The organism is Nonomuraea sp. NPDC050733, assembly GCF_040654215.1.
Taxonomy (GTDB): domain Bacteria; phylum Actinomycetota; class Actinomycetes; order Streptosporangiales; family Streptosporangiaceae; genus Nonomuraea.
The window spans coordinates 26,539-48,273 of the sequence record NZ_JBFAHO010000049.1; the positions used below are offsets into that span (position 1 = coordinate 26,539).

Sequence of the window (21,735 nt, forward strand, 5' to 3'; positions counted from 1 at the left end):
TCAAGCTCTCCTCAGGTAGTTGGGCCCGCTGGTGCCGTAGAACTTGTTGACGTCCCGGGCGCCCGACCGCTCCTTGGCCACCAGCGTCCCGGCGGTGATCATCGACTTGCCGGTGAGCCGCGCCGCCTCCAGGGTCCGGGCCCGCAGCAGCCGGGCCATGGGGTCGTCGCCGTGCTCGTCGAGCGCCTCGGCCAGTGTGTCGCGCAGCAGGGCGGCGGCCCGCCGGTGCGGCAGGGCGCCGAAGACGACGGCCGCGGCGGCCAGGTGCAGGGTGATGGTGACGAACACGTCCGCCAGCGCGTGCGGGTCGTCGGTCAGCATCCGCTCGTCGGCGAACGCGGGCGTCTCGATCCCGGCCGCGGCCAGCCGGGCGGGGGAGGCGAGCAGCCCGTCGTTGTCCTTGACGAGCAGGTCCACGCGGCCGTCGCGGAGGACGAGCGCCAGGTTCTGCTGGTGGGCCTCCAGGGCGACGCCGTAGCGGACGAACAGCCGCACGTTCCAGCCGAGCAGCAGCCGCAGGTAGGCGGGCAGCACGTCGCCGCCCGTCCTGTCGTCCAGCTCGGCCAGGACGCCGGGGGCGTTGAGCGCCGCGACCGGCACGATCACGCCCTCGGGCAGCCGGCGCACCATCCAGGCGAGGTACTCGTGGCCGGCGTGCGCGTACGCCTGCTCGTCGGCGACCAGCACGCCCGGACCGGCCAGCCGCCGCAGCAGCAGCTCGGCCGCGGCCCCGTCGCGCAGCGTGCCGGGCTTGATGGAGCGCCGGTTGCGCGCGCCGAGCGTGCTCGTGGGGACGGGCAGCTTGAGGTGGGTGCGCGGGGCGACCTCCACCGTGCGCATCGACAGGGTCGGCCGTACGGTCGTCCACGGCTGGTCCAGCAGCCGTACGCCCTCGATCCGCCGCACCTCGTCCACGGCCAGGGGGTGCACGGGGAACAGCACCTCGTCCGGGCCGGGCGCGGGCAGCGGAGGCGTCAGGTCCGGCGGCAGCGCGGCGGAGCCGGGCGCGAGCAGGACGCGCGGCACCGCGGCCCAGCGCAGCTCGAACGCGGGGGCGAACTCCGGCGCGTACGCGAGCAGGTCACCGGTCGACAGGCCGAGCCGGGCCCGGGACGTCGGGTACACCGGGTGGTCGGCGAACGCGGCCAGCGTCTCGTACGACGGCCCGCGGGCCAGCACCGCGGCGGCGTGCTCGTCGTGCAGCTCCCAGGCGGTGAGGGCCTGGAAGCACTCCTCGGCGAAGACGGCCACCCCTTCGGCGTCGGCCGGGGCGGCCACCGCCCTGAGCGTGCCGAGCACCTCGGCCAGCGTCAGCCGCTCGCCGGGCGCGACCACGAAGTCCTGGAACAGCGCGCCCGGCGTCAGCCGCACCACCCGGTCCCCGGCAAGTCGCAGCCCCACGCCGTCGCGGCTGCGGCTGACCCGCGCCGACAGGCGGCCGTAGTCCTCGCGCAGCAGCGCGTTCAGCACCCGGGCCGCGAGCTCCGCCTCCCGCCCCGTCCGCCGCCCGCCCGCCCGATCGCCCGCCCGATCGCCCACGCCGCCCGCCCGCTGGCGCCCGTCGTCCGCCTGACCCCGCACGGCCCGGTCGCGTACGGCCTTCACGCGATCACCCACGGCCGGGTCGCCCGGTAGCCGCCGATGGCCGCCTCCACCCGGTCGCGGTCGGGCCCCACGGCGCGGATCACGCCCAGGTAGTCGCGGTTGGTGTGCGTGCGCTCCACCACCTCACCGGCCGAGCGCAACGGCCGGTGCCAGAGCCGGACGCCGTCCGACACGACGGTCTCGGCACCCGGCGCGGACGTGATCGTCCCCGGCCGGTCCGCCACCACGCTCACCGCGCTGCCGTACCCGGTGCCGGGGGGAGACTCCGGCAGGGCGGACAGCGGCTCCCCGAGGTGCACCCGCAGGATCCACTCGAACAGCGGCACCCCCAGCACGTCGGCGAGCAGGAAGTCGCAGTGGTCGCCGATCACCCGGTAGTTCACCTCGACCACCCGCGGCCCGTCCGGGGTGACGACGTACTCGGTGTGGCACGCGCCGAACCCCGCGCCCAGCGCCGCCAGCGCGGCCAGCACATGCTCGTGCGGCCCGTCCGGAGCCCAGTCCAGCCGCTCCTCGACGAAGTGCGGCAGCGGCCCCAGCGTCGTCGCGAACCCGCCCAGCACCCGGATCGCCGACCCGTCGCCCAGCGTCTCCAGCGTGCGCAGCGGGCCTTCCAGGTACTCCTCGACGACCAGCGCCTCGCCCGGCCGCCGCCGCCTGACCTCCGCCACCGCCCCCGCCAGGTCGCTCTCGACCAGCGTCACGTCCTCGCTGGCCACCCCCTCGCGCGGCTTGACGACCAGCGGGTACGGCAGGCCGTCCGGCACGGGGTCGCCCGGGGCCAGCCGTACGGACCGGACCCGCTCGACCCCGGCCTCGGCGAGGGCGCGCCGGGTCAGGAACTTGTTCTTCGCCGACAGGCAAGCCCGCCAGTCCTTGCCCGGCAGCCCGAAGTAGGCGGCGGCCAGCGCGGTCTCCGCCTGGAGGTGGTCGGAGTTGGAGAAGATCGCGTCGGGCCGGCCGAGAACGGCGATGGTGTCGACGAGGGCGCGCGGGTCGCGCACGTCGCAGCCGACGGCGTCCGGATGCCGTTCGGGGCGGTCGGTGAGGATCGTCACCTCACAGCCCAGCGCGCGGGCGGCCGGGAGGAACCCGTCGGTCACCGAGTCGGTCGGCTTGAGAGCGGTCAGGTACAGCCGCAAGCGTGGCACCCCCGGATGTGATCAGGTAAGGCTTACCTAACCGCAGATCCTAGCCCCTCGACGATCATCGCCACGCCCGTACACCGCAACCTCAGGCTAACGCCGGGGTCATAGGATGACATCCGGAACTTGGAAGGGTGGGACCGTGGAGACGAGAGCGGAAGAGGAACTGATCGGACCGCTGCTCCTCGCACGCGGCACCATCGACCGGTCGTCCGCGCTGCGCGCCGACGCCGCGTGGCTGGAACGTGCCTGGGCCGCGCCGACGACCCGGGTGCTGGTGATCCAGGACGGCCAGACACTCGTCCGGCGCTCCGGCGACGAGGTGCGGGCGGTGCTGTTCAGCCCGGAGGAGGCGCCGGCCGGGGAGCGCTACCTGCTCGGCGTCGAGGGCGACGTCGCCTACTTCGCGGTGGCGGCGCCGCTGCCCGGAGGAGTCACCGGCGACGGCAACGGCCGTGTCACGGTCCCGATGAGCCCGCTCGACGCGCCCGAGGGCGAGACCGTCGCCGCGGGCCTGCGCCAGGCGGGAGGCCTGCTCGGCGACCGCGACGCCGGAATGCTCGTCTACGCGGTGGCGCTGGAGGCGTGGCACTCGGCCCACGAGTTCTGCCCACGCTGCGGCAGCCACACCGAGGTGCGCGCCGGCGGTCACATCCGGGTCTGCCCGCGCGACTCCAGCCAGCACTTCCCCCGCGTCGACCCGGCCGTGATCATGCTGGTGCGCGACCAGGACGACCGCTGCCTGCTGGCCCGCGGCCCGCAGTGGCCGGAGGGCCGCATGTCGATCCTGGCCGGCTTCGTGGAGCCCGGCGAGTCGCTGGAGCACGCGGTGATCAGGGAGGTCGCCGAGGAGGTCGGCATCCAGGTCGCCAGGCCGCGCTACCTGGGCAGCCAGCCCTGGCCGTTCCCGCGCAGCCTCATGCTGGGCTTCTTCGCCGAGGCCCTGACGACCACGCTCACGCCCGACGCCGAGGAGATCGTCGAGGCCCGCTGGTTCTCCCGCGAGGAGCTCGTCCAGGCCATCGCCTCCGGCGAGCTGCGCCTCCCGCCGCCCGTCTCCATCGCCCGCCGCCTCATCGAGACCTGGTACGGCGACCGCCTCACGGGCGACTGGTAAGCCGCGGTCAGCCGCCGCGACGGAAAGGACCCGGGTGCGTGACGCACTCGGGTCCTCGGTGTGTGGGTCAGGCGGCCTCGAGGAGCGCCTTCACCTCGCGGGCCGACGGGTTGGTGCGGACGATGCGGCCCGACGGGGTCTCGATGACGACCGTCGGCACGGTCTGGTTGCCGTTGTTGACACTCATCACGAACTCCGCCGCCGCGGGGTCACGCTCGATGTCGACCTCCTTGAAGGCAATGCCCTCACGGGTGAGCTGCGACTTCAGCCACTTGCAGGGCCCGCACCACGTGGTGCTGTAGACGGTGAGCGCCATGTCGGACGATTCCCTCCAAGGTCAAGGAGACTGGCCGCTCCCTTCAACACGGCTGGAGTCCCCGTCATTCCTGCGAGGTCAGAGCTGGCCGCCGAGCCGCTCCGCGATCCACTGGTGCACCTGCTCGGCGACGCCCGGCTGGCGGTACATCGCCGAGCTGTGCGCCATTCCCGGCGTGGTGATGACCGTGACCGGCACCCCGACCTGGCCGAGCATCTGCTTGAGGAGCTGGCTCTGCGCCGGCGGGACGAACTCGTCGGCCGAGTGGGCCGTCAGCATCGGCGCGTCATGGCGGCTGGCGTGCCAGGCCACCTCCATGCTGGCCCAGACCCGCGAGCAGCGGCCCTTGGGCTCGCACCCGCCCGCGAGCTGGATCGCCGAGGCGCGCAGCTTGCGCTTGTACGGGTCGGTGGTGACGGCGCCGTCGGTGTAGGCGCGCAGCGGCGACACGATGGGGGACAGGCCGACGACGCCCTTGAGCCCGTTCATCCCGTCGCCGTACGTGCCCACCGACGCCGCCAGGTGCCCGCCGGCGGAGAAGCCGACGACCACGAAGTTCTTCACGTCGAGGCCCCACCGGGCGGCGTGCTTGCGGGCCGTCTGGATGGCCGACAGCACGTCGGTGCGCTGCGCGGGCCAGGCCGCCTGGCCGGAGAGCCGGTAGTTGAGGTTGAAGACCGCGTAGCCCTCGTCGGCGTACTCCCGGGCGATGGTGGTCATCTGCCGCTTGTCGCCGCTGGACCACCAGCCACCGTGGATGAGGAAGACGCCCGGCCGCTGCGTGCCGTCGGCGGTCCACCAGACGTCCATGTCCTGACGGCGCTCCCGGCCGTAGGAGACGGTCTCGTACGACAGGCCGCTCAACGCGTACGGGTCGGACGTGGACACCGGAGCCGGTGTCGGGTCCTTGGCCGCCTCGGCGGTGGCCGGTGTGGTGACGGTGACGGCGGCGAGCGCGAGAGCCCCCACGAGAACCGCAGTGCGCACGGTCTTCCCTTTCCCCCATGCACGTGGTCGGGCCCCATTGTGAGGGAAAAGACCAGTTCTTTGCATCTCGGTGACGATGAACGGATGACGGGCCGCATGTTGCCAGAATGGACGGGTAAGCGCCACCGGCTGGGAGGATTGACAGGTGAGCAGCGTGGATGACGTCCTGTCGGGCCTCGACCCCGAGCAGCGCGCGGTCGCCGAGGCCGTGCGCGGGCCCGTGTGCGTTCTGGCTGGTGCGGGCACCGGCAAGACGCGCGCGATCACCCACCGCATCGCGCACGCGGTGCGCAGCGGGGTGGTCGACGCGCCGAGCGTGCTGGCGGTGACTTTCACCACACGGGCGGCCGGGGAGCTGCGGCAGCGGCTGCGGGTGCTGGGCGCGCCGGGGGTGCAGGCGCGCACGTTCCACGCGGCGGCGCTGCGCCAGCTCACCTACTTCTGGCCGCGGGTGATCGGCGGCGAGGCGCCGTCGGTGATCGAGTCCAAGCTGCCCGTCCTCGCGGAGGCCTGCCGGCAGCTCCGCCGCGGCGCGGACCGGTCGGAGCTGCGCGACCTCGCGGCCGAGGTCGAGTGGGCCAAGGTCACGCAGATCGGCCCCGAGGACTACACGGCCGCGGCCGCCAAGCACAACCGCACCCCGCCGTTGCCGGCCGAGGAGGTGGCGCGGCTCTACGAGGCGTACGAGCGGATCAGGCGCGAGCGGCACCTGGTCGACTTCGAGACGATCCTGGAGCTGACCGCGGCGGTGATGACCGAGCACCAGGAGGTGGCGGCGCAGATCCGCCAGCAGTACCGCTACTTCGTCGTCGACGAGTACCAGGACGTCAACCCGCTGCAGAAGCTGCTGCTCGACACCTGGCTCGGCGGGCGCGACGACGTGTGCGTGGTCGGCGACCCCAACCAGACCATCTACTCCTTCACCGGCGCCACCCCGCGCTACCTGACCGGCTTCGCCGTCGAGCACCCCGACGCCGCCGTGATCAAGCTGGTGCGCGACTACCGCTCGACCCCGCAGGTGGTGGACCTGGCCAACCTCGTCATCGCCAAGGGCCGCTCGCCGCACCGCCTGGAGCTGGTCGCGCAGCGGCCCGACGGGCCGAAGCCGGGCTTCCACGAGTACGACGACGAGCCGGCCGAGGCCGCCGGGGTCGCGCGGGCGATCAGGAAGCTGCTCGACCAGGGCGTGCCGTCCCGCGAGATCGCCGTGCTGTTCCGCACCAACTCCCAGTCGGAGGCGTACGAGGAGGCGCTGGCCAAGGCGGAGCTGCCGTACGTCGTGCGCGGCGCGGAGCGCTTCTTCGAGCGTCCGGAGGTGCGCCAGGCCGTCGTCCTGCTGCGCGGCGCGGCCCGCTCGGCGTCGGGCGAGCCGCTGGCCTCGGAGGTGCACCACATCCTGGCGGGCCTCGGCCTGACCCCGGCGCCGCCCGGCGGGGGCAAGGCCCGCGAGAAGTGGGAGTCGCTGAAGGCGCTGGCCGACCTGGCCGAGGACATGGCGACCGAGGGCGCCGACCTGCCGGTGTTCGTCGCCGAGCTGGAGCGGCGCGCCTCCGAGCAGCACGCGCCGCCGGTCGAGGGCGTCACGCTGGCCTCCCTGCACGCCGCCAAGGGCCTGGAGTGGGACGCCGTCTTCCTGGTGGGCCTCACCGACGGCATGCTGCCGATCATCTACGCCGAGACGCCCGAGCAGATCGAGGAGGAGCGCCGCCTGCTCTACGTCGGCATCACCCGCGCCCGCCACCATCTGGCGCTGTCGTGGGCGCTGTCGCGCGCGCCGGGCGGGCGCAAGGGCCGCCGGCCCTCCCGCTTCCTCGACGGCCTGACCGGCCGCGCCGCGGCCGCCTCCCGCGCGCCGGCCGCGGCCAAGGAGCGCCGTCAGGTGGCCGCGCCGGTGAGCTGCCGGGTCTGCGCGAAGACGCTCACGGCGGCGGCCGAGCAGAAGCTGGGCCGCTGCGCCTCCTGCCCGGCCGACTACGACGAGGAGCTGCTGGAGAGCCTGAAGGCGTGGCGCACGGCCACGGCCAAGGAGTCGAAGATCCCGCCGTACGTCGTCTTCACGGACGTGACGTTGCAGGCGATCGCCGAGCGGGCGCCGCGCACCGAGCAGGAGCTGCTGTCGATCGCCGGCGTCGGGCGCGTCAAGCTCGACCGGTACGGCGAGGCGGTCCTGTCGCTGTGCCGCGGTGCCTCCTAGTCCTCACCTCGGCTGACGTACCGGTGACCCAAGTTTGGTAAGAGATGGGCGACAAGTCACACTTGCCGTACTAATGGCTCATCCCGAGGGGGACCCGTGAACGAGGCGCTGAAGGAGCTGCTCGACCTGCTGGACCTTGAGCAGATCGAGCTCGACATCTTCCGCGGGCGCAGCCCCGAGGAGCGCATCCAGCGGGTCTTCGGCGGTCAGGTCGCCGCGCAGGCGCTCGTCGCGGCCGGTCGCACGGCGCCGCCGGACCGGGCGGTGCACTCGCTGCACGCCTACTTCATCAGGCCCGGCGACCCGTCCATCCCGATCGTCTACAACGTCGAGCGGGTGCGTGACGGGCGCTCCTTCACCACGCGCCGGGTCGTGGCGGTCCAGCACGGCAAGGCCATCTTCACGATGTCGGCCTCGTTCCACATCTTCGAGGAGGGGCTGGAGCATCAGGCGACGGACCGGCCTGAGGTGCCCGGCCCCGAGACGCTGCCGACGTTCCAGGACCGGATGTACGCGCTGGTGGGCGACCGGCCGGAGTACCGCGACTGGCTGTCGCGGCCCAGGCCGGTGGACGCCCGCTACGCCACGCCGCTGACCTGGGAGGCCCACCGCAACCCCGAGCTGCGCAGCGCGAAGACGAACGTGTGGTTCCGCTACGACGCCGAGCTGCCCGACGACCCGCTGCTGCACGTGGTGCTGGCCGCCTACGCCTCCGACTTCACGCTCGTCGACACGGTCCTGCTCGCCCACGGCATGGCCTGGGGCGCCTCCGACATCCAGGGCGCCTCGCTGGACCACGCCATGTGGTTCCACCGGCCGTTCCGCTCCGACGACTGGCTCCTGTACGCGCAGCAGTCACCGTGGGCGGGAGGGGCGCGGGGGCTCGCGCGCGGTGAGATGTTCACCGCGTCGGGTGACCTCGTGGTGTCCGTCGTGCAGGAGGCGATGATCCGTGTCACGAAGTCGTGAAATCGCAGGTGGAAAATAGGTTGCCGGGTTCTGCGTTCCCGGTTTAGGGTCATGGTCAAGCAAGTCGGACGGTCCTGTCCGGCGATCCCAGAGTGGAGGTGAGTCCCAGTGATCAGCATCGACATGTCGGCCACGCAGTGGCTCGCCTCCGCATGCCGTGACTCGGTGAGACTGGTCGATGGTCCCGCCAAGCCACTGCAGGAGAAGTCTGCCCGTAGTCAGGCCCCCGCCTACCCGCGCGTCCACCTCGGTGCCGACGCCAAGGGCGCTCCTGTCTTCGCAGCAGGCACCGACGTGCCGACCCAGCAGATCACCAAGGGTGGAATGCGCGGTCCGCAACCCTGGAGGGATGTACCGGTCATAACCTGACCGGCACAAGAGCAGCCTCCAGGCCGCGGATCCGCACCAAGGATCCGCGGCCTTCTTGTTTGTCCGTGATCCCCGACCACCTCGAGGTGCCGACCAAGCGCAACAAGATCGATCAAAAGGAGAAGCAGATGGGGGCCAAGACGATCATGGACCTGATCGACGAAGCCAAGATCCCCTGTCGTACCGACCCTGACCTGTGGTTCGCCGAGTCGCCGGAGGACGTGGAGTTCGCCAAGGCGCTCTGCGGCGGCTGCCCCATCCAGAAGGCCTGCCTGGCCCGCGCGCTCGAGCGCGAGGAGCCGTGGGGCGTCTGGGGCGGCGAGCTGGTCCTCCGGGGGACCATCGTCCCCCGCAAGCGGCCCCGCGGGCGTCCCCGCAAGCACCCGGTCGCTGCCTGACATCCCTTTCACGCCACATCACCACATCACCAGAGAGCAGAAAAGCGCATGAGCACCAGAACGTCCCACAGCCTGGAAGTCCCGTATCTCAGCCATGACATGGTCAACGACCGAATACAAACCCTCCACCGCGAGGCGGAGGAGCAGCGCCTCATCTCCCGCCTCCAGCGCGTGGAGCGGGCGCGGCGACAGGTCCGGCGAGCCAACGATCGGCTCCGCAGGGCGCTGAGCCAGCAGGCGTGACGCGGAGATCCTGCCGCCGGCGCAGGATCTCCCGTCCACACCCGACCCCTCGCGGGAATCCGTGAACACACAAGGGGCCGGGCGCGATCATCGCGCCCGGCCCCTTGCTCGTGGGATCGGAAGTGCTAGAAGTACCGGGGGGCGAGGTCCGTCGTCGGCCACGTCTTCACGGTGCCGATCGCCTGCCCGAGGATCGGGTCGATCGAGTCGAAGTCCGGGCTGCCCGTCTCCTCGCGCCGGTTGAAGATCGCGCAGTAGCTGACGCCGTTCTGCACCCGCGCCAGGAAGCTGAACGTGCCGGGCATCGACCCGTTGTGCCAGGTGTTCAGGGTCCCGACGTTGTTGTTGCGCACGCTCCAGCCGAAGCCGTACCAGGAGCCGCCCGAGTTCATCCCGATCTCGGGCTTGGCGAAGACCCGGGAGATCGACGTGGAGTTCAGCACCGTCCCGGCCTTGTCGAAGACGAAGCCCCACTTGACCATGTCGACGGCAGAGGCCAGCCAGCCGCCGTTCGCGTCCTGGTTGGGCATGTTGAAGCCGCCGTAGGGGTACGGCACGACGGTGCCCGAGTCGTCCAGCACGGTCTTGTTGGTGAACTTCGAGGTGTACGTCACCTCGCTCGCCCCGGTCTCCGCCAGGAGGCTGCGGCCGAGCCGCATCCGGGTGATGCCGGCCGGCGCCAGCAGCTTCTGCTTGACGTACGACTCGTAGCTCATCCCGGAGACCTTCTCGATGATCCGGCCGAGCAGCATGTAGCCGTAGTTGCTGTAGACGAACTTGGTGCCCGGGTCGAAGTCGAGCTTCCTGGCCGTGGCCCACTTGATGATGTCGGCGTGGTCGATCGGCAGCGAGACGCCGAGCGAGGCGGCGATCGTGTGGTCGGCCCAGAGCTGGTCCGGTGACACGCCCCGGTCCCAGCCGGCCGTGTGCTGGAGCAGCCGCCACACCGTCACCTTGGCCAGCCGCGGATCGGCCGTGGCCGACAGGCCCAGCAACGACGTGACCGAGGCGCCGAGGCTCAGCTTGCCGTCCTGGGCGAGGCGGGCGATGGCCGCGCCGGTGATGTTCTTGCTCAGGCTGGCGATCCGGAACAACGACGTCGGCTGCACCCGGATGAGGCTGCGGTTCTTGGAGTAGACGCCGTAGCCGCGCGCCAGCAGAATCTTGCCGTTCTTGGCCACCGCGAGCTGGGCACAGGAGATGTCCCGCTCGGTGATGAACTTCTTCATCGCCGTGTCGAACCCGGCCATCGAGGCCGGCACGACCCCGGTGACCAGCAAGGAGCTGGACGCGGCCTGCGCGGGGCGCGATCCGAGCGCGATGGCGGGCGCGGCCGCGGCGCCCGTCTGGAGCAGGCGTCGCCGGCTTAGCGTTGTCATTTTGATCCCTCATGCCTCATATGCAACATTGGGCACCTTTACTACCACAGTCAGCTTGTGAACCCCTGACCGCAGACCCATCCAGAAGGGACCAAACCCCCGCGTGATCAGCGAACACCGCCTCCCGGCCCCCACGGCCCAGCTCGACTTCCGCGAGATGACACCGGACGACCTCGACGACATGGCCGCCCTGCTCGGCGATCCGGAGGTGATGCGCTACTACCCGCGCACCCGGACGCGCGAGGAGGCCGGGCGCTGGATCGAGAGCAGCCTGCGCAGCTACGCCGAGCACGGCCACGGGCTGTGGCTGCTCACGGTGCGCGAGACCGGAGAGTTCGCCGGCAACTGCGGCCTGATCCGGCAGACGATCGAGGGCGAGGACTTCACCGAGGTCGGTTACCTGGTGCCGACCGCCCTCCAGGGCAGGGGGTACGCCACGGAGGCCGCCGCGGCCTGCCGCGACCACGCGCGGGACGTCCTCGGGGTGGAGCGGCTGATCTCGATCATCCACCCGGACAACGTCCCCTCCCAGCGCGTCGCGGAGAAGACCGGCCTCATCCTGGAACGCCTGGCCGACTATCACGGCCTGCCGCGCCGCATCTACTCCATGACCTTCGCGTAAATAACCGCCTTTATGTGAATGACGTCACATAAAGGCCGCAGCGTTGACGGACCTGCCAAAAAGGGCGCCGCGCCTTGGTACGCCCGCAAATGCAGAGCGCCGCGCCTCTGACGCGTCCCACAAAAGCAGAGGCCCGGAGGAAATCCTCCGGGCCTCTGACCTGGTAGCGGGGGCAGGATTTGAACCTACGACCTCTGGGTTATGAGCCCAGCGAGCTACCGAACTGCTCCACCCCGCGTCGGTGTGTACCTGAAGCCTATAGGGATACCGGCGATGTGGCAAAAGGAACGCCGCGCCGTTGACGCACCCACCGGAAACCATGGCGTTGCCGCGCCGCTGAAGCAGCGCGCCGCGCCTTGGTGTGCCCTGCAAATGCAGAGCGCCGCGCCTCTGACGCGTCCCACAAAAGCAGAGGCCCGGAGGAAATCCTCCGGGCCTCTGATCTGGTAGCGGGGGCAGGATTTGAACCTGCGACCTCTGGGTTATGAGCCCAGCGAGCTACCGAACTGCTCCACCCCGCGTCGGTGTGTGTCTAAAGACTATAGGGAGCGCGGGGCGGTGGCAAATCAACGGGGCTGCGTTCCCCCTTGCGGTGTCGCCGAGGCCGAGGCCGACGAGGTGGGCGTCGCGCTCGGCGTGGGCGCCGGGCTTCCCGTCGGTGCCGGTGTCCCCGAGGGCGCCGGTGACGGGGCCGTCGTGGTGGTGGGCGCCGGGGTGCCCAGGCCCTGCAGCGCCCTCAGCGCCTCGTCCAGCCGCTTCTGCGCCTTGCCGTACTCCTCCCAGTTCGGCGGGTTGGCCTTCAGGGCGTTCTGGGCGTCCTGGTAGGCCTTCTGCGCCGTGGTGATGGCCTGGGCCAGCGCCGTCGTCTGCTGGTTGGGCTGCGCCTGCTGCTGGTCGTTGGGCTGCGCCTGCTGCTGGCTCTCACCGAAGACCTGCGCGAGCGCGTCCTCCAGCTTGTCGCCCGAGCCCACCTTGTTGCCGAACGCCACCAGGACCCGCCGCAGGATCGGGTACGGCTCCTGACCCGTGCCGGCCTTGGTCTGCACGTACACGGGCTCGATGTAGATGAGCCCGCCCGCGTAGGGCAGCGTGAGCAGGTTGCCGTACCTGACGTTGGCGTTGCCGAGGCCCAGCGGGCCGAGCTCGCCGGAGAACTTGTTCTGGAAGTTGTTCTGCGCCTGGCCCGGACCCGGAATCGCGGTGTTGGACGGCATGCGCAGGATGCGCAGCTTCCCGTAGTCCTGGCCCACCGTGGACCCGGCCGCCATGAACGCCGCCAGGTTCGGGCCCTCCCTCGGCACGAACGTCGTCGTCAGCGAGAACGACGGCTTGGCGTCCTGGACCGGCATCGTGGTGGTCAGGTAGTACGGCGGCTGCTTGATCGACTGGTTGCCCTGCGACGGGTCGCTCGGGACGTTCCAGGCGTCCTGGTTGCTGTAGAAGGCCGCGGCGTTCGTGATGTGGTAGCGCGAGAGCGTGTAGCGCTGCACCTTGAACAGGTCCTCGGGGTAGCGCACGTGGCTCTGCAGGTCGGGGCTCATCTTCGAGGCCGGCTGCAGGATGCCGGGGAACGCCTTGCCCCACGTCCTGAGCACCGGGTCCTTGTCGTCCCAGGCGTAGAGCGTGACCGTGCCGTCGTAGGCGTCGACCGTGGCCTTCACCGAGTTGCGGATGTAGTTGATGTTGTCCTGCGGCTGCTGCGCGACCAGCCGCCGGTCGACGGCCGTGTCACGGGTCATGTCGCCCAGGCTCTCGCTCTGGGAGTACGGGTACTCGTTCGAGGTCGTGTACCCGTCGATGATCCAGGTGACGCGCCCGTCCACGATCGCCGGGTACGGGTTGCCGTCGAGGGTCAGGAACGGCGCCACCTTCTCGACCCGCTCCCGCGGGTTGCGCACGTACAGGATCTTCGAGCTGTCGTTGACGTCGCCCGACAGCAGGATGTTCTTCTCGCCGTACTTCGCCGCGTAGACGAGCCGGTTGATGAACGAGCCGACCGGGACGCCGCCCTTGCCGGCATAGGTGGTGTTCTTCTGGCCGGTGCCGCCGGTCTCGGGGTAGTCGAGCTCCTGCGGGTTGCGGGGGTTGCCGCCGGCGATGACGTACTCGTTGGAGCTGTTCTCGCCGAAGTAGACGCGCGACTCCGTCAGCTTGGTGGAGTTGACCAGCGGGCCGGTGACCGGCATGTCCTTGGCGTCGTAGGCCGGCAGGCCGCCGTAGTCGACCTCGTTGCCGGGCGCCGCGACGATGCCGTAGCCGTGGGTGTAGACCAGCGCCTCGTTGATCCAGTTGCTCGGGCCCTCGGGGGAGGCGAGCAGCTCGCGGACGCCGACGACATGGTCGACCAGCTTGCCGCTCGCGTCCTTGTAGCGGTCGACGTCGAGCTGGTCCGAGAAGCCGTAGAAGCCGCGGATGCGCTGCGTCTGGTCGAACGTGGACGACACCAGCGCCGGGTCGAGCAGCCGCACGCCACTCACCGACGCGTCGCCGTCGGTCTTCACCTTGGCCGGGTCGGACTCCGCGGAGTACTGCAGGATCTCGGTGCCGTCGACGCCGTACGCCTCGCGGGTGGCCTTGATGTTGCGGTCGATGTAGGCGGCTTCCTTGAGCTGCTGGTTGGGCTTGACCTGGAACTGCTCGACCAGCGCCGGGTAGACGCCGCCGATCAGCACGGCCGACAGCACCAGCAGGCCGAACGACACGCCGGGGAGCATGCCGCCGGGCCGCACGACGCCCGCGAAGAACAGCACGGCGCAGATCAGCGCGATGATCGCCAGGATGGTCTTGGCCGGCAGGACGGCGTTGACGTCGGTGTAGGACGCCCCGTCCACGAAGCCCCGGTCGGAGAAGACCAGCCCGTAGCGGTCGACCCAGTAGGCCACGGCCTTCAGAAGCACGAACACGCCGAGCAGCACCGACAGGTGCACCCGCGCGGCGCGCGAGGCGTGGACGCCGGGCGACTGGAGCCGGAACCCGCCGTACAGGTAGTGCGTGATCGCCGCCAGGATGATCGAGACGATCACGGCGGTGAACAGGAAGTTCAGCACCATCCGGATGAACGGGTAGTCGAACATGAAGAACGAGTGGTCGAACCCGAACAACGGGTCCGTCTTGCCGAAGGGCACCCCGTTGGCGAACTCCAGCCACGTCTGCCACTGCCCGGCCAAGGAGGAGCCCGCGAAGAGCGCGAGCATGCCCATGCCGACGATGAAGATCAGCTTGCGGTGGGGATCGAGCGCCATCCGGTAGCGGTCGGCTCCGCTGCCCCCGCCGAACATGGCGGGCCCGAACATCGGCCGGGTGCGGAAGGCCAGCAGCATGTTGCCGCCGACGATGCCGACCATCAGCACCGCCCCGACCAGGAACAGCACGATCTCTGTCAGCAGCACGCCGGAGAACACCGAGGTGTAGTCGACCGAGTCGAACCACAGATAGTCGGTGTAGATGCCGGAGAAAAGGAAGAACAACGCCACGATCGCCACGAGCGCGATCGCGACAGGCAGAAGCAGTCTCGGCCGGCGGGGCAAGCGCATCGCCCGGCCGGCGCCTGGGGTCCGGAAGCTCAAGGCCAACCCCTCGTCGTGATGAACAAACGGTCCGTGTCTGGCAACCTACACCGCTGTGCCAGCGCTTCGATTAACGTACGGGGGTCGGCGGAAGTTTCATCGCGCGGCGCAAGCCGGGACCTCTCCCTTGCCCGTGCGGATGGCGTCGAGCGCCTGTACCGCCTCGTGCAGCGAGGTGGCCCTGACCAGGCGAAGCCCGTCGGGAACGGCCTTCAGGGCCTCGGCGCAGTTGTCGGCGGGAGTGAGGAAGACGGTCGCCCCGGCCTTGCGCGCGCCGACCATCTTCTGGGCGATGCCGCCGATCGGGCCGACCGCGCCGGACGGGTCGATGGTGCCGGTGCCGGCGATGTCCTTGCCGCCCGTCAGCTCGCCCGGCGTGAGCTTGTCGAGGATGCCGAGCGAGAACATCAGCCCGGCGCTCGGCCCGCCGACGTCGCCCACGTTGATGTCGACGTCGAACGGGAACTTGTACTTCGCCTGCATCACCATGCCGACGACCGCCTTGCCGCCCGTGCCCTGCACGGTCGGCACGGAGACGTCGAGCTGGTCCTTGCCGCGGGTGATGGTGAACGTCACGCTCTCACCGGGCTTGACTGCCTTGACCGCCTCGGAGATGGCGTCCACGTTCGCGGCTGTCTTGCCGCCGACCGCGGTGATCTCGTCGCCCTTGCGCAGCTTGCCGTCGGCCGGCTTGCCCTTCTCGGTGGACAGCACCGACACGGCCGTGCCGTACGGGATCTTCAGCTCGCCCAGCGCCGCGGCCGTCGCGTAGTCCTGGGAGTTGGTCATCTCGACGGTGTTCTCCTCCTCGACCTGCTGCTGCGAGCGGGTCTCGGGGAAGATCGTCGACTCGGGCACGACGGCGACGGTGGGATCGATCCAGCCGCGCAGCGCGGTCAGCAGGTCGATCCGGCTGCTGGGGCCGCCCTGGTAGGCGACGGTCACCAGATTGAGCTCGCCGCTGGTCGGATAGGTCTGCCGCCCGGAGATGGTGATCACCGGCTTCTTGTCGACCTGGCCGATCGTGTTCTCGGTCGGCCCCGGACTCAGCACCACGTACGGAACCTTCATCACCGCGCCCACGACGCCGAGCAAGAGCACGAGGAAGCCCGCAACCAGCAGGGTCAAGGCGCGACGCGACATGGAGACGAGCTTATTCGCAGGCGCCGACCCACTCGGCCGACCCGTCGGCGAACGCCTGATGTTTCCAGATCGGCACCTCGGCCTTGAGGTCGTCGATCAACCGGCGCGAGGCGGCGAACGCCTCCTGGCGGTGCGGGGCGGCCACGGCGACGATCACGGCGATGTCGCCCAGCTCCAGGTCGCCGACCCGGTGGACGGCCGCGAGCGCGGTCACGGGGAAGTCGGCGGCGACCTTCTCGGCCACCCGGCGCAGCTCGTCGCCGGCCGACGGGTGCGCGGAGTAGGACAGGCGGGTCACCGGCTTGCCGTGGTCCTGCTCGCGTACGGTGCCCACGAACAGCGTCGTGCCACCGGCGGCGTGGTCGCCCACGGCGGCGAGCACCTCCTCCACGGAGAGCGAGGTGTCACGTATGCCGAGCAACCGGATGACGTCCACGGACCAGAGCCTACCGAACCGCTCCGGGCCTCACTGGCGGCGCTTCCTGCGTACCTGGCGGACGATGGCGGCCGTGCCGATGACGGCGACGGTCGCGCCCGCCGCGGTGAGCGTGGCCTCCTTGACCGGCAGGCGCCTGCCGACCACGGTCGTCGCCTTCTCGCGCAGCTCCAGGAGCTGCTGGAACGCGGCCTCGTTGGTCCACGCCGGCTTCCAGCCGGCCTCGCGCAGCCTGGCGCAGTCGACCACCCACGGGTAGACGACGTAGTGCAGGTCCGTGGCGGGCGCCGGGGTGATGCCCAGGCGGTGCAGCCGCTGCGCGGTGCCGAACGTCAGCCCCGCGGGCAGCTCGAACCTGCGCAGCCCCGCCATCTCCTCCACCTGCTCCTGCTCCAGCCAGCCGTCGGAGCCGACCCCGACCACGCCCGTGACCACGCTCCGCGCGGCCAGCTCCAGCGCCGAGAGCAGGTCGTCCACGTGGCAGAACTGCCAGCGCGGCGAGCACCCCTTGACCGTGAGCAGCCGCGGCGACTCGAAGTGGCGGGTGATGACCGTGTCCACCCCGGGCCCCACGACCGCGGCGGGCCGCAGCACCGTCACCTCCAGCCCCGGATGGCTGCGCAGCGACCGGCGCACGAGCGCCTCGATCTCCAGGTAGTCGCCCACGACGCCGGTGTCGGGCTCGGCCGCGACCGCGGCGTCCTCCGGCAGCGGCACGTCGTTCTCCGGCGCCGCGCCGTACACCATCGCGCTCGTGACGAGCACCACCCGCCGCACGCGCGCCGCGGCGGAGGCGGTGAGCACGGTCTGCGCCGCTCTCAGGTTGTACGCGCGGCGCTCACGCGGGTCGGAGTCGACCGCGTAGTCACCGGCCAGGTGGACCAGGACGTCGATGTCGGAGATCCGGTTCGCCAAGAGCGGATCCCGGACGTCGATGACTCTCCAGGTCGCCTCCCGGACGTCGCCGCGCTCCTCGTCGATGGCCACCACCCTGCGGAAATCCGCGGAGGATACGAGCTTTGCGAGCAGCTCGCGGCCCAGCCCTGAGGCGGCGCCCGTGACGGCGACGACAGGTTGGCGCGGGCGTTTCGAGGTAGGCACCAGGTCCTCACTTTGCACTGATCCGCCGCAGGACGACTAACGTGGCGGATGTGGACTCCTCCATCCTGCACGAGGTAGAGCGGTGACTGACCTGCCAGGTCGCGAAAACGACCCCAACGAAAACCCGTTCGCCATGTTCGGCAACCCTGAGCAGATGGCTCAGGCGATGCGCCAGTTCGCCGACATGCTGTCGGCACCCCAGGGTTCAGGCCCGGTCAACTGGGACATGGCCAAGAACATCGCCCGTCACGCCGTGGTGGCGGAGGGCGATCCCAGCGTCATGGAGGGCGAGCGCCGGCAGATCGTCGAAGCCCTGCGCCTGGCCGATCTGTGGCTGAACGAGGCCACCACGCTGCCCAGCGGCGTCGGCGCGCCCGAGGCGTGGAGCCGCTCGGAGTGGATCGAGAACACGATCCCCGTCTGGCGCACGCTGTGCGAGCCGATCGCCGCGCGCATGGTCGAGACCATGGGCGGCGCGCTCGGCGGCTCCGGCCTGCCGCCCGAGGCCCAGCAGATGGCGGGGCCGCTCATGGGCATGCTCAAGCAGATGGGCGGCATGATGGTCGGCCAGCAGATCGGCCAGGCCCTCGGCTCGCTGGCGCGCGAGGTGATCGGCACCACCGACATCGGCCTGCCGCTGTCCGACCGGGCCGCGCTGCTTCCCGGCGGCATCGCCTCGTTCAGCCAGGGCCTGGAGCTGCCGTCCGAGGAGATCCGGATCTACCTGGCGCTGCGCGAGGCCGCGCACCACCGGCTGTTCCAGCACGTTCCGTGGCTGCGCTCCCACCTGCTGGGCGCGGTCGAGGAGTACGCGCGCGGCATCACGGTCGACACCTCGGCCCTGGAGGAGCAGATCCGCGGGCTCGACATCAACAACCCGCAGGCCATCCAGGAGGCGCTGAGCGGCGGCGCGCTGCTCAAGCCCGAGGAGACCGAGCGGCAGAAGGCCGCGCTGGCGCGCCTGGAGACGGCGCTCGCCCTGGTCGAGGGCTGGGTCGCCACCGTGGCCGGCCATGCCGCCGAGGGCAAGCTGCCGTCCGCGGGCGCCCTCGCCGAGACCGTACGGCGGCGCCGCGCGACCGGCGGCCCGGCCGAGCTGACCTTCGGCACCCTCGTGGGCCTGGAGCTGCGTCCCCGCCGTCTGCGCGAGGCCGCGGCGCTGTGGGAGGCGGTCCGGGAGGCGCGCGGAGTCGACGGGCGCGACGCGCTGTGGTCCCACCCGGACCTGATGCCGTCGGCCGACGACCTCGACAACCCCGGGGCGTTCGTACGGGGCGAGTCGGAGTGGGACATCTCACAGCTCGAAGGCGGCGTGGGGGGCACCGGCGGCGACGAGAAGGACCAGGAGAAGGGCGAGGACGACCAGAAGTGAGCCTGCACGGCGACGCGGTGGCCGTCCTGTCCGGCTGGACGGCGCCCACCGCCGAGGAGGAGCGGCTCCGCACCGGGTTCCTCGGCCACCTGCGCGACCACGACGACGCGATGCTGCGCGAGTGCGTCCCCGGTCACCTGACGGCGACCACGGCGGTGCTGTCGCACGACGGCGGGCGGGTGCTGCTCACGTTGCACCCGAAGGCCGGCATGTGGCTGCCGATGGGCGGCCACTGCGAGCCGTCCGACGCCTCGCTGAGCGCCGTCGCCCTGCGTGAGGCCACCGAGGAGTCCGGCATCCCCGGCCTGGAGCTGCTGCCGGGCCCGCTGGCGCTCGACCGGCACGAGGTCTGGTGCCACCCGCCGCGCAGCTGGCACCTCGACGTCGAGTACGCCGCCGTGGCGCCGCCGGGCGCGGAGGCGGTCATCAGCGAGGAGTCCCTCGACCTGCGCTGGTTCCCCGTGGACGAGATCCCCGAGCTGTCCGACGAGGCCACCCGCCGCCTCGCGGCGCGCGGCAGGGAGGTTCTCCTGTCGCGTCTTACCCCGCGCTCACAGCCGTCCGGCTAGAGTCCGTACCGTTCCAACAGGGGGGCGATGTGGGGATCTCAGCCGACGGCAGGGTCGGTGGCACGATCGTGACCGCGGCGCGGTCACGTCGCCGGCTGCCGACCGCACTGGCCTGGCTCGCCGTCACACCGTTCGCGGCCTGGGCCGTGGCCAGGGTCGCGGGCCTCGAACGCGGATCACTGCCGACGCAGCTCATGACCGCCACGCCGTACGTCGCGGCGGGCTCGCTCCTCCCGCTGCTTGTGGCCGCGGTCAGCCGCAAGCGCGCCGCCACGGCTGTCGCGCTGATCGCCACGACCGCGCTCGGCGTCAGCGTCCTGCCCCGCGCCCTGGGCACGGCCGACGCCACGGCCGGCCGCCCGATGCGCGTCCTCACCCTCAACATGCTGTTCGGCAAGGCCGACCCGCAGGCGGTCATGGACCTCGTCCACCGCCTCGATCCGGACGTGCTGAGCACCCAGGAGCTGACCCCCGGCGCCGTGGAGGAGCTCGACGCCCTGGGGCTGAAGACGGTGATGCCCAACCGTGTGCTCCAGGCCGAGTGGAGCGCCACCGGGAGCGGCCTGTTCTCGAAGTACCCGGTGGAGGCGATGCCCGAGCTGTCGCCGTCCGTCGGTCACAACATGCCGGCCGCCCGGATCTCGCTGCCGGGTGGCAAGCCGATCGAGTTCGTCGACGTCCACCCGTTCCCGCCGCTGGGGCGGCAGGCGGCGGACTGGAGCCGGGCGCTCGGCGAGCTGCCGGCCGCCTCCACGGACGTGGTGCGCGTGCTGGCGGGCGACTTCAACGCCTCGCTCGACCACGCGCCGATGCGCGGGGTGCTGTCCCGCGGTTACAAGGACGCCGCCGACCAGGTCGGGGCCGGGCTCATCCCGACGTGGCCGGCCAACAAGAGGGTGCCGCCGATCATCACGATCGACCACGTGCTGGTGGACCGGCGGGTCGGCGTGCGTGACGTCAGCGTCCACACGGTTCCGGGCACGGACCACCGCGCGGTCTTCGCCGAGCTCGCCGTTCCGTAGAACCCGTTCCTCGGAGTGAGCCGATGCGGCCCGCAACCCGTTCTGGAGTGAGCTCAGCGCGCGGTCAGGCCCGCCTCGGACAGCAGCGCGCGGGTGTTGTCCCACCCCTCCAGCCCCGGATCGAGTCGTGCCAGGTCACCGGCGGCACGCAGCCGGTGCCAGCCCGGGACCGTCGCCACCGTCCGCCTGCCCGGCGCCTGCGCGCGCAGCGCCGTGACCGGGTCGGGTTCGTCGAGACCGGAGCCCGCCCACGCCGGCATCGGCAGCCCGAACGCCATCGCGACCGCCCCTCCGCCCTCGGCGGGACAGACGCTCACCTGGGCTCGTCCCAGCTCGCGGAACAGCTTGCCGATCAGCAGCGGCGGCAGGTCGGGGGCGTCGGCCGCCATCACGACCGCCTGGTCGCCGTCGAGCCGCGCCGCGATGCCCGCCAACGGCTCGTCCTCGCCGACCTCGATCACCTCGGTGCCCGGCCAGACCAGCTCGTCCAGCCCCGGAACACTCGTCACCAGCACCGGGGTCACCAGGTCGAGACCGGCGACCACCTCGTAGGCGTCCTCGGCGACCGCCTCCAGGAACTCCCTCGGGTCCACGCCTTCGGGGACGGCGCCCGCCGTGCTCTGCCGTACGAGGACCGCGGCGACGCGCCTCAACACTCGTCCTCCGGCGGGGCGCTGACGGCGGCCGAGAAGCCCTCGAGGAAGCCGCGTGCCCGCTCGGCCCGCGGGTACTGCTCCACCAGCCTCCAGAACGCGGGGCCGTGGCTCGGCACCAGCAGGTGCACCAGCTCGTGGATGATCACGTAGTCGATGACCCATTCGGGCAGGCCCTTGAGCCGGGTCGAGATGCGGATCGTGCCGTTCTCCGGAGTGCAGGAACCCCATCGGTGCTGCTGGTTGTCCACCCAGCGCACGCTCGCCGGGTCGGCCCTGCCATCGAGGAACTTCGCCGACAGCTCCCTGGCCCGCGCTAGGAGGCCCTCGTCCGTCGGCCTCCTCCGGCGCTCCCTGGCCGCAAGCCGATCGAGCATCCGGCTCACCCATTCGTCCGCGTCCTGACCGGTCAGCCAGGCGGGCAGGAGCACGATCGTCTTGTCGCCGTCGCGGTATGCGGAGACCGTACGCCGGCGACGAGAACTGCGACGGACCTCGACTGTCTCGGGGGGCACATATGCACGTTAGC

The 21,735-nt window shown here is 71.2% G+C and carries 21 protein-coding genes and 2 tRNA genes; 10 read left to right on the forward strand and 13 right to left on the reverse strand.

What is annotated here, in order from left to right; all coding sequences use genetic code 11:
• Entirely contained in the window at positions 1–1,605 is a 1,605-nt protein-coding gene (locus tag AB0H64_RS39860) for an IucA/IucC family protein (RefSeq protein WP_357635660.1), read from the reverse strand.
• Positions 1,602–2,747 carry a siderophore biosynthesis protein gene (locus tag AB0H64_RS39865; RefSeq protein ID WP_357635662.1) on the reverse strand — a complete coding sequence of 382 codons (1,146 nt, stop codon included), beginning with the start codon at positions 2,745–2,747 and terminating at the stop codon, positions 1,602–1,604. Before AB0H64_RS39865 ends, AB0H64_RS39860 begins: the two co-directional genes overlap by 4 nt.
• Before the next feature lie 145 nt (positions 2,748–2,892).
• Here AB0H64_RS39865 and nudC point away from each other — a divergent pair, with 145 nt between their 5' ends.
• Positions 2,893–3,867 (forward strand): NAD(+) diphosphatase, encoded by a 975-nt coding sequence (gene nudC, locus AB0H64_RS39870; RefSeq protein ID WP_357635664.1) that lies wholly within the window; start codon positions 2,893–2,895, stop codon positions 3,865–3,867.
• A 67-nt stretch (positions 3,868–3,934) separates the two neighbouring features.
• On the opposite strand, the gene AB0H64_RS39875 is transcribed toward nudC, so the two are convergent.
• Positions 3,935–4,183 carry a mycoredoxin gene (locus tag AB0H64_RS39875; protein ID WP_357635667.1) on the reverse strand — a complete coding sequence of 83 codons (249 nt, stop codon included), beginning with the start codon at positions 4,181–4,183 and terminating at the stop codon, positions 3,935–3,937.
• A gap of 78 nt (positions 4,184–4,261) precedes the next feature.
• On the reverse strand, positions 4,262–5,170 hold the full coding sequence (locus AB0H64_RS39880) for an alpha/beta hydrolase (RefSeq protein WP_357635670.1): 909 nt from the start codon (positions 5,168–5,170) through the stop codon (positions 4,262–4,264).
• A gap of 154 nt (positions 5,171–5,324) precedes the next feature.
• Here AB0H64_RS39880 and AB0H64_RS39885 point away from each other — a divergent pair, with 154 nt between their 5' ends.
• From AB0H64_RS39885 to AB0H64_RS39905, 5 genes are all read left to right on the forward strand, one after another.
• Complete coding sequence (locus AB0H64_RS39885; protein ID WP_357635730.1) at positions 5,325–7,364, forward strand: ATP-dependent DNA helicase UvrD2; 2,040 nt, start codon at positions 5,325–5,327, stop codon at positions 7,362–7,364.
• A gap of 96 nt (positions 7,365–7,460) precedes the next feature.
• Positions 7,461–8,333 (forward strand): acyl-CoA thioesterase II, encoded by an 873-nt coding sequence (locus tag AB0H64_RS39890; RefSeq protein WP_357635672.1) that lies wholly within the window; start codon positions 7,461–7,463, stop codon positions 8,331–8,333.
• A gap of 108 nt (positions 8,334–8,441) precedes the next feature.
• Positions 8,442–8,702: a hypothetical protein gene (locus AB0H64_RS39895; protein WP_357635675.1), complete on the forward strand. Its 261-nt coding sequence runs from the start codon at positions 8,442–8,444 to the stop codon at positions 8,700–8,702.
• 128 nt (positions 8,703–8,830) lie between these two features.
• A complete protein-coding gene (locus tag AB0H64_RS39900; protein ID WP_344883713.1) occupies positions 8,831–9,100 on the forward strand; it encodes a WhiB family transcriptional regulator in 270 nt (89 codons plus the stop codon).
• Positions 9,101–9,148: 48 nt separating this feature from the next.
• Positions 9,149–9,343, forward strand: coding sequence for a hypothetical protein (locus AB0H64_RS39905; protein WP_357635678.1), 195 nt, complete (start codon positions 9,149–9,151; stop codon positions 9,341–9,343).
• A gap of 125 nt (positions 9,344–9,468) precedes the next feature.
• On the opposite strand, the gene AB0H64_RS39910 is transcribed toward AB0H64_RS39905, so the two are convergent.
• Positions 9,469–10,722 carry a serine hydrolase domain-containing protein gene (locus AB0H64_RS39910; protein ID WP_357635680.1) on the reverse strand — a complete coding sequence of 418 codons (1,254 nt, stop codon included), beginning with the start codon at positions 10,720–10,722 and terminating at the stop codon, positions 9,469–9,471.
• 103 nt (positions 10,723–10,825) lie between these two features.
• Between AB0H64_RS39910 and AB0H64_RS39915 the strand changes: the two genes are divergently transcribed.
• Positions 10,826–11,344: a GNAT family N-acetyltransferase gene (locus AB0H64_RS39915; protein ID WP_357635683.1), complete on the forward strand. Its 519-nt coding sequence runs from the start codon at positions 10,826–10,828 to the stop codon at positions 11,342–11,344.
• A gap of 161 nt (positions 11,345–11,505) precedes the next feature.
• Here AB0H64_RS39915 and AB0H64_RS39920 read toward each other — a convergent pair.
• The 6 genes from AB0H64_RS39920 to AB0H64_RS39945 all read right to left on the reverse strand — a co-directional run bounded on the left by AB0H64_RS39920 (position 11,506) and on the right by AB0H64_RS39945 (position 17,593).
• Positions 11,506–11,582, reverse strand: a tRNA-Met gene (locus AB0H64_RS39920).
• 206 nt (positions 11,583–11,788) lie between these two features.
• Positions 11,789–11,865, reverse strand: a tRNA-Met gene (locus AB0H64_RS39925).
• 45 nt (positions 11,866–11,910) lie between these two features.
• Positions 11,911–14,877, reverse strand: a complete 2,967-nt coding sequence (locus tag AB0H64_RS39930) for a UPF0182 family protein (RefSeq protein ID WP_357635686.1) — start codon at positions 14,875–14,877, stop codon at positions 11,911–11,913.
• 129 nt (positions 14,878–15,006) lie between these two features.
• Positions 15,007–16,053: a PDZ domain-containing protein gene (locus AB0H64_RS39935; protein ID WP_357635689.1), complete on the reverse strand. Its 1,047-nt coding sequence runs from the start codon at positions 16,051–16,053 to the stop codon at positions 15,007–15,009.
• A 10-nt stretch (positions 16,054–16,063) separates the two neighbouring features.
• A complete protein-coding gene (locus tag AB0H64_RS39940) occupies positions 16,064–16,489 on the reverse strand; it encodes a molybdenum cofactor biosynthesis protein MoaE (protein ID WP_357635692.1) in 426 nt (141 codons plus the stop codon).
• Positions 16,490–16,519: 30 nt separating this feature from the next.
• Positions 16,520–17,593 carry an NAD-dependent epimerase/dehydratase family protein gene (locus AB0H64_RS39945; protein WP_357635733.1) on the reverse strand — a complete coding sequence of 358 codons (1,074 nt, stop codon included), beginning with the start codon at positions 17,591–17,593 and terminating at the stop codon, positions 16,520–16,522.
• Between the two features lie 130 nt (positions 17,594–17,723).
• Between AB0H64_RS39945 and AB0H64_RS39950 the strand changes: the two genes are divergently transcribed.
• Genes AB0H64_RS39950 through AB0H64_RS39960 form a run of 3 tightly spaced genes read left to right on the forward strand, consistent with a single transcriptional unit; the run spans position 17,724 to position 20,553 of the window.
• On the forward strand, positions 17,724–18,962 hold the full coding sequence (locus AB0H64_RS39950) for a zinc-dependent metalloprotease (protein ID WP_357635736.1): 1,239 nt from the start codon (positions 17,724–17,726) through the stop codon (positions 18,960–18,962).
• A complete protein-coding gene (locus AB0H64_RS39955; protein ID WP_357635695.1) occupies positions 18,959–19,531 on the forward strand; it encodes an NUDIX hydrolase in 573 nt (190 codons plus the stop codon). Before AB0H64_RS39950 ends, AB0H64_RS39955 begins: the two co-directional genes overlap by 4 nt.
• A gap of 29 nt (positions 19,532–19,560) precedes the next feature.
• A complete protein-coding gene (locus AB0H64_RS39960) occupies positions 19,561–20,553 on the forward strand; it encodes an endonuclease/exonuclease/phosphatase family protein (protein WP_357635697.1) in 993 nt (330 codons plus the stop codon).
• 53 nt (positions 20,554–20,606) lie between these two features.
• Here AB0H64_RS39960 and AB0H64_RS39965 read toward each other — a convergent pair whose 3' ends face one another.
• Together AB0H64_RS39965 and AB0H64_RS39970 are read right to left on the reverse strand one after the other, a co-directional pair.
• The gene (locus AB0H64_RS39965) at positions 20,607–21,206 is read right to left on the reverse strand and encodes a hypothetical protein (RefSeq protein WP_357635699.1); all 600 of its coding nucleotides are present in this window, start codon (positions 21,204–21,206) and stop codon (positions 20,607–20,609) included.
• Positions 21,203–21,721, reverse strand: a complete 519-nt coding sequence (locus tag AB0H64_RS39970; RefSeq protein WP_357635701.1) for a M48 family metallopeptidase — start codon at positions 21,719–21,721, stop codon at positions 21,203–21,205. The genes AB0H64_RS39965 and AB0H64_RS39970 overlap by 4 nt, the downstream gene beginning before the upstream one ends.
• Positions 21,722–21,735 lie beyond the last annotated feature (14 nt).